Below are 17600 nucleotides of genomic sequence, written 5' to 3'. Positions count from 1 at the left end.
CGGAGCGTACGGCGGCCGGACGGGTGCCCATATGCTGACCCGCAGGATCGTCCTCGGCCTTCCCGCGCTCTCCGTCGGCGGCCTCTCCGAGAACTGGCTGTTACGCGAGGCCGGCGACCTCCACTGGTCGCTGCTCGGCGAGCACTTCGGCCTCCCGGTCGCCGACCTCGCCGACGCCGACGGCGAACGGCTGCTGCCCGCCTTCACCCGCGCCCGGCTCGCCGCGGCCGACTCCCTCCGCTTCTTCACCGAGCACGACGAGGGAGAACTGACCGGCACGCTGGCCCGACTCGACGAGCACGCCTTCGTCAGCGACATCCGCTTCGCCACGCCCACGACGTCGGTCGACGTCCGGCTCCTGACCTCCTTCGTCCGCCGGGGTCCCGACAACTGGCTCGTCCCCGGCACCCCGCGCCACGAAGGCCGCGGTCCCGTGGCGGAGGCGAGCGCGGAACACCGTGCCTTCCAGGACGAGTTCCGGGCCCTGACCCGGCTGGAGCCCGACGGCACCCCCGGCCTTTACACCGACACGTACGAACTGAACCCCTTCGCGGACGTGAACGCGGCGGGCCTGCTCTACTTCGCCTCGTACCCGCACATCAACGACCGCGGCGAGCGCAAGTACGTACGGTCGGTGGCGCCCGGCGGCGAGTGGGCCGTCGACGCCGTCACCCTCAGCCGGGACATCGTCTACCTCGGCAACTGCGGCCTGGCCGACGCCGTGCGCTACCGCCTGGACGGGTGCCGGCGGGAGTCGGAGGACCGGGTGGTCCTCACCTCCTCCCTCCTGCGGGAACGCGACGGCCGGACGCTCGCCCGACTGGAGACCGTCAAGCGGCTCGTCCGGCCCGAGGTCTTCGCGGCCCTCCCGGGCGACGGCGCGGCCCCGGCCGCGACCGACTCCACCACGTCCTCTCCCGCTTCCGCCGGTCCCGCTTCCGCGTCACCGCGCGCTTCTCTGCCCGAAGACCTCGAAAGCCGGCTCCTGGCCCTGCTGGAGACCGTGCTCAAGGCCCCCGCCGGCTCGCTGACCGCGGACGACGACCTGCGCCCGCTCGGACTGGACAGCCTGTCCCTGTCGGAGACCGCCGTACGGGCCGAGGACGAGATCGGCTGCGAGGTCGACCCCAGCACCCTGTTCCAGGCCTTCACGGTCACCGCCATGGCCCGCGTCCTGCGCGGCGGACGTCCGGATCCGGCCCCGGCCCTGTCGTCGGCAGCGCCGACGGCCTTACCGTCGGCGGCGAGTGGCGCCGCCGTGCCGATCGCCGTGATCGGCATGGCCGGCCGGTTTCCCGGCGCGCGGAGCGTGCCCGAACTGTGGGACCTCCTGGGCCGCGACGAGGACGCCGTCCGTGACGTTCCCGCGGACCGCTGGAACGCGGCCGACCATCCCGGTCTGATCGGCAAGGCGGCCCTGCTCGACGACATCCGCGGCTTCGACCACGAGTTCTTCTCCATCAGTCCCCGCGAAGCCGCCTTGATGGACCCCCAGCAGCGGCTGCTGCTGGAGACCGTGTGGGCGACGGCCGAGGACGCCGGACGCGATCCGGCCTCGCTCACCGGCAGCCGCACCGGCGTCTACGCGGGCGTGTGCCACTCCGACTACGCCGGGCTGATCGCCCGCCACGCCGGGCGGGACGAGCCGCACCTGAGCGTCGCGGTCTCACCCTCCCTGGTGGCCAACCGCGTCTCGTACGCCCTCGGCCTGCGCGGGCCCAGCGTCGCCGTGGACACCCTCTGCTCCTCGTCCCTGGTGGCCGTCGCACAGGCCGTCGCCGCGCTGCGCGCCGGCGAATGCGACCAGGCGTTCGCGGGCGGCGTCAACGTCCTGTGCGACCCGGCCCGCCAACACGCCTACCAGCGCACCGGCGTGCTGAGTCCGCGCGGCCGCTGCCACACCTTCGACGAGGAAGCGGACGGATACGTCCGGGGCGAGGGCGTCGCCGCCCTGCTGCTCAAGCCGCTGGACCGCGCGCTGGCCGACGGTGACCGCGTGCACGCGGTGATCCGCGGCGTGGCCGTCAACCACGGCGGACAGGCCCGGTCCTTCACCGCCCCCAACCCCGACGCGCAGGCCGACCTGCTCGTCGCCGCCTACGACGAGGCGGGCGTCGACCCGCGCACCGTGGGCTACATCGAGGCGCACGGCACGGGCACGCGGCTGGGAGACCCGATCGAAGTCTCCGGCATGGCCGCCGCGTTCGAGCGGCTCTACGCGCAATGGGGCCACGCACGGCCCGCCGAACCGCACTGCGCCGTCGGCTCGGTCAAGACGAGCATCGGCCACCTGGAGGCGGCCGCCGGAATCGCCGGCATGGTCAAGGTGATCCTGGCCATGAGGCACCGTACGCTGCCGGCCGCGCGCAACCTGCACCGCCCGAACCGGATGATCAAGACCGACGGTACGCCGCTGCGGCTCCACCGCGACCGCAGTGCATGGGAGTCGCCCCCGGGCGGCGGTCCGCTGCGGGCCGGAGTCAGCTCCTTCGGGATGGGCGGCACCAACGCCCACGTGGTCCTCGAGGAAGGACCCCGCGCGGCGGCGGCCCCCACCACGGCCGCTCCGGTGGTCGTGCCCGTCTCCGCCCGGACCCCGCAGGCCCTGCGGGAGGCCGTGGCCCGTCTGCTGGAGGCGGTCCGCTCGCCGGACGCCCCGCCGCTCGCGTCGATCGCGAGGACCCTGTGCACCGGGCGCGCGGCACTGCCGTACCGCGTCGCCGTCGAGGCGTCGGACCTCGGCGAACTCGCCGCGCGGCTCGCCTCGGTACTCGACACCCCGCCGGACGCGCCCGTGAAGGGGCAGACCGAAGGCGCGGGACCGGCCTGGACGGCCCCGGACGCCCCGCCCGTGTCGCTGCCGACCTACCCCTTCAGCCGCGACCAGCACTGGGTGGCGCCCGTCGCGGGCGCGGAACTCCTCACCACCGAGTGGGCGGACGCACCCGCGCCGGACACCGGTGACACCGGCCGGCTGCTGGTGGTCACCACCGACCCGGAACTGGCCCGTACGGTGCTCCCGGAACGCGCCGTCGCGCACGTTCCCGGCGATCCCGTACCCGATCTGACCGGCCTCGACGGGATCGTCGACCTGGTCGACTGGTCCGCCCCCGGCACCCTCGTCACCGAGCGCATCGCCCTGCTGCAGCGGATGCTCACCTCGAACTCCCGCGTCGGGCTGCGCTGCGTCCACGTCAGCGGCGCCGAACGCTCCGCGCTCGCGGGCTTCTACCGCTCCCTGTCCGGCGAGTTCCAGGCCCTCCACGGGCGCACCGTCCGTGTCGACGGCGGCGCCGGCGAACTCGCCGCCGCCGTCCGGGCCGAGACCGCTGCCGTCGACCGGGAGACGGAGATCCGGTACGAGGGCACGCGCCGCCGCCGTCCCGTGGCCGCGTTCGCCCCGGCACGTGCCGCCGAGGACCTGCTCGCGGGCGTCGACCGCGGCGCGGTGCTCATCACCGGCGGCCTCGGCGGCATCGGCCTGCGCCTCGCGGCCCACCTGGCCGACCGGGGAGCCCGCCACATCGTGCTCGTCGGCCGTTCCCGGGTACCGGTCCGCAACCAGTGGGCCGCCCTCGTCGCCGCACCCGCCACGGACCCGGCGCTGCGCGCCCGCCTCACCGCGCTGCTCGCCCTCGTCGAGCGAGGGGTGACGCTGACCGTACGGACCGACGCCCTGGAGGACGTCGCCTCCCTGCGCCGGCTGATCGGCCGGGTCAGGAAGCAGGCCGGCGGGATCGACGCCGTCTTTCACTGCGCGGGGGTGATGGACCCGCCCACGTCCTTCCTGTCCCGTACGCCCGAGGAGATGTCCCGGGTGCTGCGGCCCAAGACCGACGGGCTGCGGGTGCTGTGGTCGGCCTTCGGGGCCACGCCGCCCCGGCTCATGGTGCTGTTCTCCTCCGTGGCCGGAGCGCTGCCGCTCCTCGCCGCGGGCCACCTGGACTACGCGGCGGCCAACGGCGTGCTCGACGACTTCGCCGCCGCCCACGACACCGGTGCCTCCGGGTGCGTGGTGCGCTCCCTGCGCTGGCCCCTGTGGCAGGGCGTGGGCATGGGGCTGGAGCGTACGAGTGCGAGCGGCGGGCTCGGCATCCCCGACCTCGCCGCCGATGACGCCCTGGCCCTGCTCGACCTCGCCCTGCGGGTGCCCGGCGACCCCGTGTCCCTGCCCTGCCGGGTGGAGCGCGCCGCCGTGACCGCCGACGAGCTGTTCCTGGCACCGCGGCGCACCGCCGCCCCGCGCCCCGGACGGCCCTCGGCGGAGGCCGTCGCCGTACCGGGAGCCGTCCCGGGCACGGTCGTTCCCGACTCGACCGTTGCGGGCGAGGCCGTCGCGGGCGAGGCCGTCGCGGGCCCGGGGGTGCCGGCCGCGGCCGCACCGTACGGCGAGTCCGCGACGGAGGCGGCGCCGGACTGGCTGTACGCCGTCGTGGCCCGCACCACCAAAGTGGACCCCGGCCTGCTGGGCGCCGACACCCTGCTCGGCGACATCGGCGTGGACTCGCTGCTGATGGCCGAACTGGTGCGCGATCTGGAGGGGATCCTCGGACACCCGGTCGATCCGAGCCTCCTCCAGGAGCACCCGACGCTCGGCGGCCTCGCCGCCGCGCTCGGCGCACCCCCGGCCGGTCCCGTACCCGAGCCCGCCGGACCGCTCGCCCCCGGGGCGCAGACACAGCCGTCCCGGGCCCGGGACGAACCACGGACACAGGCGCAGCTGCGGACCCCGGACGGGCGGCCGACGCCCATCGCCGTGATCGGGATGGGCTGCCGCCTGCCGGGCGCAGCCGACCCGGAGCAGTTCTGGGAGGTCCTGCTGGCGGGCCGAGACCTCGTGACCGAGGTGCCGGCCGACCGCTGGGACGTGACCTCCCTCTACAGCCCGGACGGCGGACCGGGACGCAGCCAGAGCAAATGGGGCGGTTTCCTGGACGACGCGGCCCTGTTCGATCCGGAGTTCTTCGGATTCGACGCCGAGGCGGCACGTCACCTGGACCCGCTGGCGCGCAAGGCGCTGGAGGTGTCCGTGGAATGCCTGCGGGACGCCGGGTACCGCGAGGACGAGGTACGGGGAGGGGCGGTCGGCGTCTTCGTCGGCACGCGCACCGGCAACCACCGCGCGCACCTGCAGCCCCCCGAGCGGCCCTACATCGCAGGCGTCAACCAGAACTTCGTCGCCGCCCACATCTCGCACTTCCTGGATCTGACGGGGCCGAACCTCGTGGTCGACAGCGCGTGTTCCTCGTCCCTGGTGACCATCCACCTGGCGGCCCGGAGCCTGGCGTCGGGGGAGTCGTCCATGGCGTTGGCCGGAGGCGTGGACCTGCTGTTCGACGAGGAGCCCTACCTCATGCTCAGCGCCGGCAAGGCGCTGTCGCCCAGCGGCCGTTGCCGCACCTTCGACGAGTCCGCCGACGGCCTCGTGCCGGGCGAGGGCGCCGGGATGGTGCTGCTCAAGCGCCTCGACGACGCCCTGCGCGACGGGGACCGGGTGCTGGCCGTGATCGAGTCCTCGGGCGTCAACAACGACGGCCGGACCATGGGGCACACCACGCCGAGCGGCCGCGCCCAACGCACGCTGATCTCCGACGTGCTGACGCGCGCCGGGGCCGACGCCCGCACCGTCGGCTACGTCGAGGCCCACGGCACCGGCACGATGATCGGCGACCCGATCGAACTCCAGGCCCTGACCGCCGTGCACCGGACGTACACCGAGGACCGCGGCTACTGCGGCATCGGCAGCGTCAAGAGCTCCATGGGGCACCTGCTGAGCGCCGCGGGCGTCGCCGGATTCATCAAGGCGGTACAGATCCTCCGGCACGGCCGCCTCGTGCCCACGCTCCACTGCGACCGGCCGAACCCGCGCTTCGCGTTCGCCGACTCGCCGTTCTTCCCCGTCACCCGGGTCACGGATCTGCCGGCCGGGAGCCGGGTGGGCGTCAGCGCCTTCGGCTTCGGAGGCACCAACGCCCACGTCCTGCTGGGCCCCGGCACCCCCGGGGAACCCGGACGGCCGGCACTGCCCAAGCCCGCCTACCGGCGCAGCAGATTCTGGCGCCTGCCCGCCGCGCCCGGACCGGCCGCCCGGCCGGTCCGCTCGGCCCGGCTCGAACTGACCTTCCCGTAACCCGGCGCGGCCGGGCCCGATCACGCCCCCGCATCGCCGACCACCAGGAGAGACACGTGGACCGAAGGTCCGTTCGCTGTGCCCTGCACCTGAAGCGGGACAACCCGATCGTCGACGACCATCGGGTCCACGGGGTGCGCACCCTGCCGGGTGTCACCTTCCTCGACGTCGTCTACCGGCTGCTCGCCGCCCGTGACATCCCTCTGGAACGCACCGAGTTGAGCGATGTGCTGTTCGTCGAGCCGGTGGTCACCACGGATTCGTCCGACCGCGAGCTGACCGTCGACATCGCACCCGACGGCGCCGTCTTCCGGGTGACGGCGACCAGCCGCCGGATCCGCGACGGAGTGCCCGTCGACGACGGTGTGACCACCCACCTCCGGGCCACCCTGCGCACCGACCTGCCCCCGCTCACCGGCGCTCCCGGACTCCAGCCGTCCGGCACGCGACGTGACGTCGGCGAGGTCTACGCCACCGGCCGGTCGGCCGGCATCGAGCACCGGACGTTCATGCGCTGCACGGGAACCCTGCGGGCCACGGCGGATCGGGTGCGTGCCGAGATCGCGCTCGGTGACGAGGCGCGGAGCACCGTGGAGGACTTCCTGCTGCACCCGGCGCTGCTCGACGGCTCGACCATGCAGTCGTACGCGCTCGCCTTCGACGGGGCGGACGCGGACGGGCGCCCCCTCATACCCCTGCACATCGGCTCCTTCCGCGCCGCCCGCACCCTCGGGGACGCCTGCACCGTCGACCTGCGCATGCACCCGGCCGGGGCGGGTGCCGGGGACGACGTGGTGAAGGCCGACATCGAACTGCGCGACGGGTCGGGCGCCTTGGCCGCCCGGTTCACGGACCTGACCTTCAAGCGCGTCCGCTCCGCCGCGGCGATCACCCGGCTCGCCGCCGAGCGGACGGAGCCGGCCCCGCGCGCCGAGGCCCCGGTCGTCCCCACGCGGCCGGAAGGCACCGCGGATCCGGCCCGCACCGACGGCGGACCGGTGGACATCCGGGCCGAGGTGGTCGAGCTGGTCCGCCGGGCGGTCGCCGATCCCGCACTGGTGGTGGAGGGCGACCGCGGTTTCTACGACCTCGGCCTGGACTCCTCGCAACTCCTCGCCCTGGTCAGACTGTTCGAGGAACACTGGGACATCGCGCTCTACCCGACCCTGCTGTTCGAGTACCCGACCGTCGACGCGGTCGCCGCTCACCTCGCCGGACTGCTGCCCGCCGAACGGACCGCCCGCCCGGCCACCGCCGCCCCGGCGACGGACGAGCCCGCCCGGACCCACTGCCTGACCGGCCTGTGGCAGGCGGCGCCGCGCCCCCTCGCACCGGCCGCCGGACCCCTGCTGGTCATCGGCGACCAGCGGGTGCGGACCGACCAGATCACCGTCCGGCGCGGTCCCGCGTTCCGCCGGGTCGCCCCCCGCACCTACGAGCTGCGCCCCTCCGAGACCGGGGACCTGCGGCTGCTCCTCGCCGACCTCGCCGGCCTCGGCACGGCCCCGGAAGCGGTCCTGCACCTCGCGGACCAGGACTCCGCCGACCTCCCCGAGGCCGTACGGTCGGCCTGCGCCGAGGTGCTCGCCCTGGCCCAGGCCCTCGCCGACCGCCCGGTCCCCGTCGTGCACGTGGCCCCGGCCCCGGTCGCCGCCGCCGTGGCCGGACTGGCCCGCACGGTACGCCTGGAGCAGCCGCGCCTCGCGATCACCGCCGTCGAGTGCGAGGGCCCCGCCGATACGGACGCCCTGCTCGCGGAGCTCGCGGACCACGGGGAGTCCTGGGTACGGCACACCCCCGGCCGCCGCCACGTCCGTCGCTACCGCGACGCCGACCTCGGCCCAGCGGCCCCTCTCCGGCCCGGAGGCGTCTACCTGGTCACCGGAGGCGCGGGCGGCATCGGCCGGGAACTCGCCGCCCGGATCACCGCGCGCGGAGCCACGGCCGTCCTCGTGGGACGCACACCGCGCCCCGCGGGACCGGAGGGCCCCTACGTCCGTGCCGACGTCACGGTGCCCGCCGAGGTCGACGCCCTGATCGGCGGCACCCTCGAACGGTACGGCCGGCTGGACGGCGTCGTCCACGCGGCCGGCGTCCTGCGCGACGGGCTGTTCACCACCAAGGCCGCCACGGACCTGGAGGCGGTCCTCGCGCCCAAGGTGCGCGGAGCCGTGCTGCTGCACGAGGCGACCCGCCACCTGGACCTCGACTTCTTCGCCCTCTTCTCCTCGGTGACCGGTGTCGCGGGCAACGCGGGGCAGAGCGACTACGCGGCCGCGAACGCCTTCCTGGACGCCTACGCCCGCGACCGCGGACTGCTCTCCTTCGCCTGGCCGCTGTGGGCCGGGGGCGGCATGCGCACGGACGCCGCCGCCGAAGCCCTCTTCGCCCGGCAGGGCCAGGCCCCGCTGCCGACGACGGCGGGCCTGGACGTGTTCGAGCGGTCCCTCGCCCTGTCCGGCAGCGAGCTGGTCGTGCTCCACGGCGACCCCGACCGGGCCCGCGAGGCCCTGGGCCTCACCCCCGCCGACGCCGTCCCCACCGAGGCCCCCACCGCCCCCCGGGCCGGGGAGAACCGCGGCACACCGGAGGCCGGCGACGGGGACGTCGCGGTGATCGGCGTCGCCGGCCGCTATCCCATGGCCGAGGACCTCGACCGGTTCTGGAGCAACCTCAGTGCCGGGCGGGACTGCGTCACCGAGATCCCGGCGGACCGCTGGACCTCCGACGGGTTCTACCGGTCCGACCGCGCGCCCGGCCACTCGTACAGCAAGTGGGGCGGATTCCTGGAGGGCATCGACGAGTTCGACCCCGGCTTCTTCCGGATCACCCCGCGCGAGGCCGCGGGGATGGACCCGCAGGAGCGGTTGTTCCTCCAGACCTCCTGGCACGCCCTGGAGTCCGCGGGGTTGACCCGCGCCGACGTGGCCGGCCGCATGGTGGGCGTCTTCGCCGGAGTGATGTTCAACCAGTACCAGATGCTCGGCCTGGGCGCCGAGGACCGGCTGACCGTCCTGCCGACGTCCTTCTCCTCGGCCGTGGCCAACCGCGTCTCCGCCTTCCTCGACCTGCGCGGCCCCAGCCTGGCCCTGGACACCATGTGCTCCTCGTCCCTGACCGCGCTGCACCTCGCCTGCGAGAGCCTGCGGTCCGGGGACAGCGAGCTGGCTCTGGCGGGCGGGGTGAACCTGATCGTCCACCCGTACAAGTACCTGCACCTGAGCCAGGTCGGCTTCGTCTCCTCCGACGGCCGGTGCCGCGCCTTCGGCGCCGGCGGGGACGGTTACGTACCCGGCGAGGGCGTCGGCGTCGTCGTGCTCAAGCCGCTCGCCCGCGCGCTGGCGGACGGCGACCGGGTCCTCGCGGTGATCAAGGGCAGCGCCGTCAACCACGGGGGGCGCGCCGGGGGCTTCTTCGTACCGAACCCCGCGGCGCAGGCCGACGTGGTGCGCCGGGCCCTGGACAAGGCGGGCGTGGACCCCGCCTCCGTCGGCTACATCGAGGCGCACGGCACGGGCACCTCCCTCGGCGACCCCATCGAGATCACGGCCCTCTCCCAGGCTTACGGCGACGCGCGAAGCCGGCTCGGCTCGGTGAAGTCCGGCATCGGACACCTGGAGTCGGCCGCGGGCATCGCCGGGCTGACCAAGGTCCTCCTCCAGCTGCGCCACCGCACCCTGGTCCCCTCCCTGCACGCCGACCCGGCCAACACGAGCATCGACTGGGACTCCGCGGGCCTGCGCGTCCAGCGCGAGAGCGAGCCGTGGCCCGCCGGAGCCGCCGGTGGCCCGCGCCGCGCCGGGATCAGCGCGTTCGGCGCGGGCGGGTCCAACGCCCACGTCGTCGTCGAGGAGTTCCCGCAGCAGACACCGGCCACCGGGGGATCCTCCACCGCCGGACCGCAGGTGGTGCTGCTCTCCGCCCGCACCCCACAGGCGCTGCGCGAGCTCGCCGAGCGGTACGTGGAGCCCACCGCGGGCGACCCGCTCGACGCGGTGGCCGACGTGGCCGAAGCAGCCGGTCTCGCCGGCGCCGACCCGGAGGCCGAGCTCGACGAACTCGGCCTGGACGTGGCCGACCTGCGCAGGCTCGCGCGGGTCCTCGCCGACCGGTTCCCCGGCCGGGCCCCGCACGTCGACGCCCGTTCCACCCTCGCCGGTCTCGCCGAGGCCGTCTCGGCGGGCGCGGGACCGGAGGCCGCGCTGGTCGACATCGCGTACACGACGCAGATCGGCCGGGAACCGCTGGAGGAGCGGCTCGCCGTGGTCGCCTCCGACACGGCCGGACTCCGTACCGCCCTCCACGCCTTCCTCGCCGGCTCGCCGACGCCCGCCCTCCACCGGGGCACCGTCACCGGGCAGCGCCCCGCGGGCGACCCGCTCCCGGCGGGCCCTTTCCCGGCCGACCCGCACGCGTGGGCGCGCAGCTGGGCGGAGGGCGCCGCACCCGACTGGCGCGCCCTGCACCGCGACCGGCGGCCGCGCAAGGTGGAGCTGCCGCAGTACCCGTTCGCCCGCGTGCGGTGCTGGGTCGACGTACCGGCCCCGCGGCAGGCCGCCCTTCCGTCCGCCGGGGCCGCTGCCGAGCCCGGCGTCGAGACCCTCCCGCTGGACGTCCCCACCTGGGAGGCCGTCCCGACGCCCGGCGCTCAGCCGACTCCGGACGGTCCGGTCGTGGTGCTCCACGCCCCCGCCCACGCGGGCCTGGCCCGCGAGCTTGCCGCCCGTCACGAGGGCGCCGTCCCGGCCGAACTGGGCACACCGCTCCGGGTGACGCCCCGTCTGGTCTACGTCCTGACCGGGCCCACCGACACCACCGACCACACCGTGGACGAGGTGTCGCGTGTCGCGCGCGCCGAGGACGCGGGCGTCAAGGCCCTCGCCCCGTACGTCCGGGCCTGGTCCCGCGAGCACACCCTCGACTGGGTGATCGTCACCACCGGCGCCGCCGCCCCGCCCGGCCGTCCCGTCACCGACCCCTACGCCGCCGGGATCACCGGCTTCGCCCGGGTCATGGAGAACGAGCACCGCGGCTGGTCCGTCGCCTGCGTCGACCTCGACCCCGCCCACGCGTCCGCCGCCCTCCTGGCGCCCGCGCCCCGGGGAACGCGCGTCGCGTACAGCGGCACCGTCCGCCACGCCCAGGTCCTGCGGCCCGCTCCGGCCGCCGACGGGCCCGTCCCGCTGCGCCGGGGCGGCACCTACGTGATCGTCGGAGGCGCCCGGGGCATCGGCCTCGCCCTCGCCCGCCGCCTCGTCGAGGACTGGGACGCCCACGTGCTGCTCGTCGGCCGCAGCGAGCTCGCCGACCCCGACCTGGGGGACCGGATCCGCTACGTCCGCGCCGACGCCACCGACACCGGCCGGCTGGCGGCCGTCCTCGACGAGGCGGGCCCGGTGCACGGCGTCGTCCACGCGGCGCTGGTGCGGCGGGACAGGCTGGTACGCGACCTCACGGACACGGACCTCGCCCAGAGCCTGGCGGCCAAGTCCGGCGTCGCCGCGGCCCTCGTCGACGCCCTGCGCGGACGGAACCCGGACTTCCTGGTGTTCTTCTCCTCCGCCCAGTCCTTCCTCGGCGACCCCGGCCTGGCCAACTACGCCGCCGGCTCCACCTTCCTCGACGCCTACGCCCACGCGCTCGACGCGCGCCTGCCCTACCCGGTGCGCGCCGTCGACTGGGGATTCTGGGGCACCGTCGGGGCAGTGGCCGACGACGCCCAGCGGGACCGCCTGACCGCGGCCGGCTTCCGGTCCATCACACCCCGGGCGGGCTTCGCCGCGCTCGTCGAGACGCTCCGGCGGCCGGCGCCCCAGAGCGTCGTCGTGCCCGGCACCGAGGCCCTGCGCGAGCGCATGGCGGCGAACAGGACAACGGAGAGCACCGACGTGACGCCCACCGGCGGGCGGCCGAACGCCGCCGATCTGCGCGTGGTGGAGGACTTCCACGCGCTCGACCGACAGATGACGCGCCTCGCGGGCGGGGCACTGCTCGCCCTGCTCGACGACCTGGGAACCTGGCACGGACCCGACCCCGACGCGGACGAGGTCCTGCGCCGGGTGGGCGTCACCCCTCGGTACGAACGCCTGCTGCGCACCCTGCTCGACGCGCTCGTGGACGACGGCCTGCTCACGGCCACCGCCGGACGCCTGCGCCCGGTCCCGGAGGCTCTGGCCGGCGCCCGTGCGGGCGGGCACCTCGGGCAGCTCGCCGCCCTCGCCGACGCGCAGCCCGAATCCGCCGTCTTCGTACGGCTGCTGGCCCTGTGCCTGGAGCGCTACCCGGAGCTGCTCCGGGGCGAACTCCTCGCCACCGACCTGCTGTTCCCCTCGTCCGGTACCTCGCTCATGGAGCGCGTGTACCGCGGCAACCCCATCAGCGACCTCTACAACGACCTGCTCACCCGCCACCTCGTCGAGTACGTGGAGAAACGTTTGGCCGCCCTGCCCGCCGACGCCACCCTCCGCATCCTGGAAGTCGGATCGGGCACCGGTGGCACTTCCGCCGGACTCCTGCGCGCCCTCGCACCGTACGGCGGCCGACTGGAGTACTGGTACACCGACCTGTCGGCGACCTTCCTCGCCCACGGCAGGCAGGAGTTCGGCGCCCGGTACCCCTTCCTGCGGTTCAAGCGCCTCGACCTGGACACCGACCCCGTCGGCCAGGGTTTCGACGAGGGCGGCTTCGACCTCGTGGTCGGCGCCAACGTCCTGCACGCCACCTCGGACGTCGGCCGCGCCCTGAGCCACCTGCGACGGGTCCTGCGCACCGGAGGCGAACTGCTCCTCAACGAGCTGACGACGGTGACCCTGTCCGGCACGCTCACCTACGGGCTGTTCGACGGCTGGTGGGCCCACGGCGACACCGGCCTGCGCCTGCCCGGCTCCCCGCTGCTGGACGTTCCCGGCTGGACCGGGGTGCTCGGCGCGGCCGGGTACGAGGCGGTGACGGCCTCACCGGACTCCGCTCGGACCACCCGCAACTTCCAGCACGTCCTGGTGGCCCGCGCGGCGGCCGGCGCCACCACGCCCGCCGACGCGCGGACGACGGGGACCGCACAGGTCACGGGAACGACCCGGGCCACCGGGGCCGCCCCGGCCGCCTTCACCCACACGCTGCTGGACCTGACCTCGGACGCCTCCGGCATCCCCGTCGGCGAACTCGACCTCGACCGCCCGATCGGGGACTACGGCTTCGACTCGGTCAGTTACAACCTCCTCGCGAGCCGGCTCAACGAGGCCCTCGGCCTGGACGTGACGCCCGCGCTCTTCTACGAGACCCCCACCCTGCGGGCCCTCGCCGACCGCCTCGCACGCGACCACCGCGAGGCGCTGCCCACCCCCGCGCCGCCCACCGCCCCCGCCCCGGAGGACCGGCGCGCCACGACTTCCGCCGCGCGCCCCGCCGACCCGGAGGCGATCGCCGTCATCGGCATGAGCGGACGGATGCCCGGCAGCGCCGACCTCGGCGAGTTCTGGCACCACCTGGTGGCCGGGGACGACCTGGTCACCGACGTCCCCGAGGACCGCTGGGACCACCACGCGCTCCCGGAGGGCGTACACGCGAGCCGCGGCGGCTTCATCCACGACGTCGACCGCTTCGACCCCCTCTTCTTCGGTATCTCCCCGCACGAGGCCGAGGGCATGGACCCCCAGCAGCGGCTGGTGCTGGAAGGGGTCTGGACGGCGCTGGAGGACGCCGGCCTGGCGCCGGGCAGCCTCGCGGGAGCAGACGTCGGACTGTTCGTCGGGGCGGGATCGAGCGACTACGACGAGATCCGCGAGGCCGCCGGCCTGCCGGTCGACGCGCACGCCGCCACCGCCACCGCGCACTCCATCCTGGTCAACCGGGTCTCCTACCAGCTCGACCTGCACGGCCCGAGCGAACCGGTCAACACCGGCTGCTCCAGCTCCCTGGTCGCCCTCCACCGGGCCGCCGAGTCCATCCGCTCGGGCGAGTGCGACATCGCCGTGGCCGGTGGGATAAACCTGGTGCTCTCCCCGCACAACCACGTCCTCCTCAGCGGCACGGGCATGCTGAGCCCGACCGGACGCTGCCGGACCTTCGACGCCCGCGCGGACGGCTTCGTACGCGGCGAGGGCTACGGCTTCGTGGTGCTGGCCCGCGCCGAGAAGGCACGGGCCCGTCAAGTCAGGGCCTGGCTGCGCGGCAGCGCCGTCAACCACGGGGGCCGGGCCCGGTCCCTGACCGCGCCCAACCCGGCCGCCCAGGCGGCGATGATCGTACGGGCCCACGAGCGTGCCGGAACCGACCCGGCCACCCTGGGCTACCTGGAGACGCACGGCACCGGCACGGAGCTCGGCGACCCGGTGGAGATCAACGGCCTGCGGCTGGCCTTCGACGAACTGCTGAGCCGCCGGGGCACGCCCCCGCCGGCCGAGCCGTACTGCGCCATCGGAGCGGTCAAGGCCAACATCGGCCACCTGGAATCCGCCGCCGGCGCCGCCGGAGTGATCAAGGTGCTCCTCGCGATGGAGCACGGCGTGCAGCCGCCGCTGGCCGGTCTGCGGGAACAGAACCCGCACCTGCGCCTCGACGGGAGCCCCTTCCAGCTGCTCCGTTCGGCGCGGACCTGGCCGCTCCCGGCCGCCGGGCCGCGCCGCGCGGGCGTCAGTTCCTTCGGCTACGGAGGAGTCAACGCCCACGTCGTCCTGGAGGAGGCCGGAGCCGCGCCCGAGGTGCGGCGGCCGCACGGCCCCTGGGTCTTCCCGCTGTCCGCCCGCACCCCGCAGGCGCTGCGCCGTTACGCGACCGCGCTGCTCGCGGCCGTCGAACGGGAGGACCGGACATCGGAACTGGCCGACGTGGCGCACACCCTCCAGCACGGCCGCGACGCCATGGGCGAGCGGCTCGCCGTGACCGCCGCCGACCGGTCCACGCTCGTCGCCGCCCTGAAGGCCGCCGCCGACGGCGCCGACCATCCCGCGCTGGCCCGGCCCGCGGGCGGGACGGACGCCGACCGCTGGGTGGCCGGAGACACGGTCGACTGGCCGGAGGGCGGGGTCTCGATCCCGCTGCCCACCTACCCGTTCGAACGCCGGCGGTGCTGGGTCGCCTCCGCGGTGTCCCCCGGTGCCGAGGCGGCTGCCGTCCCGGCGAACGTCGCCCCGGCGCCCGCGTCCCCGGTCCGGGCCGGTGCCTACGTCCCGCGTCGGCACCCCGTCACCGACGTGGCTCCGCGCGGACCGGTCACCGGCCCGGTCTGGGTGCTCGGCCCCGCCGAGTTCCCGGGGGCCGAGGTCCACCGGATCGGCGCGGCGCCGCTGGAGTCCCTGCCGACCCCCGTCGCGGTCCACGCCGTGGTCGAGGGCGAGCGCGGGGTCCTCGACCTCTTCCGCATCGTCCACCACCTCCAGGCGCGCCCCGGAGCGGGCGGCGAACTCGCGCTGACGGTCGTGACCCGCGCCGCGACCGACCCCGCGTCGGCCGCGGCACTGGGCCTCGCCCGGTCGGTGCGGAGCGAGTGCGAGCGCTGGCGGGTGACCACCGTCGACACGGGCCCCGAGGACCCGACGGCGGTTTCCGTCGCCGCCCCGGGCGACTACGCCCTGCACGCCGGACGCTGGTACCGGGAGGTGCTCCGGCCCGTCGACGCGACGGCCGGGGCCGCGCCCGTCCTGCGGGAGGGCGGTACGTACGTGATCGTCGGCGGGACCGGCGACGTCGGCCTGGACATCGCCGAGCAGCTCGTACGGCGTCACCGCGCCCGGGTCGTCCTCGTCGGGCGCTCCGCGCCGGACGAGGACCGGGCGGCCCGGATCAAGGCCTTCGACCCCTCGGGCACCCGGGTGGAGGTCCACCGGGCGGACGCCTCGGAACCGGGCCGACTGCGCGCCGTGCTCGACCGCGTGGGCGTCGTCCACGGGGTCCTGCATGCGGTGACCGTGCCGAGCGACCGGTCGCTGGCGGCCATGGACGAGAAGTGGTTCCTGCGCGGCATGGCGGCCAAGAGCCGCACCACCGAGGCGCTCGCCGAGGCGCTGGGCGACCGGCGGCTGGACTTCCTGGCGCTGTTCTCCTCGGTGCAGTCCTTCCTCGGCAACCCCGGCCAGGCGGCCTACGCGGCCGGGTGCACCGCCCAGGACGCCATCGGCCGCGCGCTTTCCGCGCGGCTGCCCTACCCCGTCCGGGTCGTGAACTGGGGGGCCTGGGCCGGCTCCGCCCTCACCGAGCGGCACATCGGCCGACTGGCCGAGGCAGGGATCCACCCCCTCTCGCCGGAGGCGGGATTCGAAGCGCTGAGCCGGGTGCTCGGCCGACAGGAGGTTCAGGTGGCAGTGGTCTCGGGCACGGACGAGTTCCTCGGCCGGATCGGTGTCCGGGCGGCCGGTGCGGACGTACGGCAGCAGCCCGCGGGCGCGCCCGCGGCCGGGTCGTCCTGGCGCGCGGCCGCCGCCGACGAGATCCTTGCCGTCCTGCGCGAGGTGGCCGGCGTCCGGCCCGCGGAACTCGCGCCGGACGCCCCGCTCAGCCGGTTCGGCTTCGACTCGATCACGTACACGAGGCTGAGCTCCCGGATGAACGCGCGCTGGGACCTCGACCTGACCCCGGCCACGTTCTTCGGCGTGGCCACCGCCGACGACCTGATCGGCAAGGTCCTCCAGCACCACGGAGCCGCTCTCGCGGCGCACTGGAGCGCGGACGCACCGCCCGGTGCCGCGGCATCCGAAGGGACTCCGGCACCCGAGGGGCCTCCGGCATCCGAAGGGACTCCGGCACCCGAACCGGCTCCGGCACCCGAACCGGCCCGCGCGCAGGCCGTGGCCGCCGAGGCCGCCACGGCCGCACCCGCTCGGACCGCCGCCCCGGCGCCCGTCCCCGGCGAGCCCGTCGCCGTCGCCGTCGTCGGCATGGCCGGAATGCTTCCCGGATCGGACGACCTGGACGAGTTCTGGAAGCACCTGACGGCGGGCGACGACCTCGTCGACGAGATCCCGGCCGACCGCTGGGACTGGCGCCGCCTGCACGGGGAGCCGACGCCCGGCGAGTTCCGCACGACGGCGAAGTGGGGAGGGTTCCTGCGCCGGGTCGACCTTTTCGACCCGCAGTTCTTCGGCATCTCCCCCCACGAGGCCGTGGCGATGGACCCGCAGCACCGGCTCGTGCTGGAGGCCGCCTGGAGCGCGATCGAGAACGCCGGCATCCGGCCGTCCGCGCTCGCCGGCACCGACGCGGGCGTCTTCATCGGCAGCAGCACCTACGACTACTTCGAACTCCAGCACGCCCTCGGCGTCCCGCTCGACGGCTACAGCACGGTGGGCAGGGCCCACGCGATCATGTCCAACCGGGTCTCGTACCTGCTGGACCTGCACGGCCCCAGCGAGACCATCGACACCGCCTGCTCCTCCTCGCTCGTCGCCGTCCACCGGGCGGCCGAGGCGATCCGCGGCGGCGACTGCGAGGTCGCGCTGGCGGGCGGTGTGAACGTCATCGCCTCCCCGACGCTGTT

2 protein-coding genes (1 of these 2 cut by a window edge) are annotated in these 17600 nt (G+C 75.3%); both read left to right on the top strand.

Annotated features, from left to right (window positions below):
- The first annotated feature begins 31 nt into the window (after positions 1-31).
- A complete protein-coding gene (locus tag ACIP5O_RS23280; protein WP_401296309.1) occupies positions 32-6130 on the top strand; it encodes a beta-ketoacyl synthase N-terminal-like domain-containing protein in 6099 nt (2032 codons plus the stop codon).
- Positions 6131-6186: 56 nt separating this feature from the next.
- Positions 6187-17600: the 5' portion of an SDR family NAD(P)-dependent oxidoreductase gene (locus ACIP5O_RS23275; protein ID WP_401296307.1), read on the top strand. Its footprint extends 1807 nt past the window's final position; only the first 11414 of its 13221 coding nucleotides appear in the window; it begins with the start codon at positions 6187-6189; the stop codon falls past the right edge of the window.

The sequence above is a fragment of the Streptomyces sp. NPDC088915 genome, from assembly GCF_044749825.1.
GTDB lineage: Bacteria > Actinomycetota > Actinomycetes > Streptomycetales > Streptomycetaceae > Streptomyces.
The sequence above is the reverse complement of the archived record's forward strand: the minus strand, read 5'-3'. Positions and strand labels throughout refer to the sequence as shown.

Excerpts from the sequence above, each read along its gene's own strand:
- ACIP5O_RS23280 (WP_401296309.1), top strand. The coding sequence starts at position 32 with ATGCTGACCCGCAGGATCGTCCTCGGCCTTCCCGCGCTCTCCGTCGGC.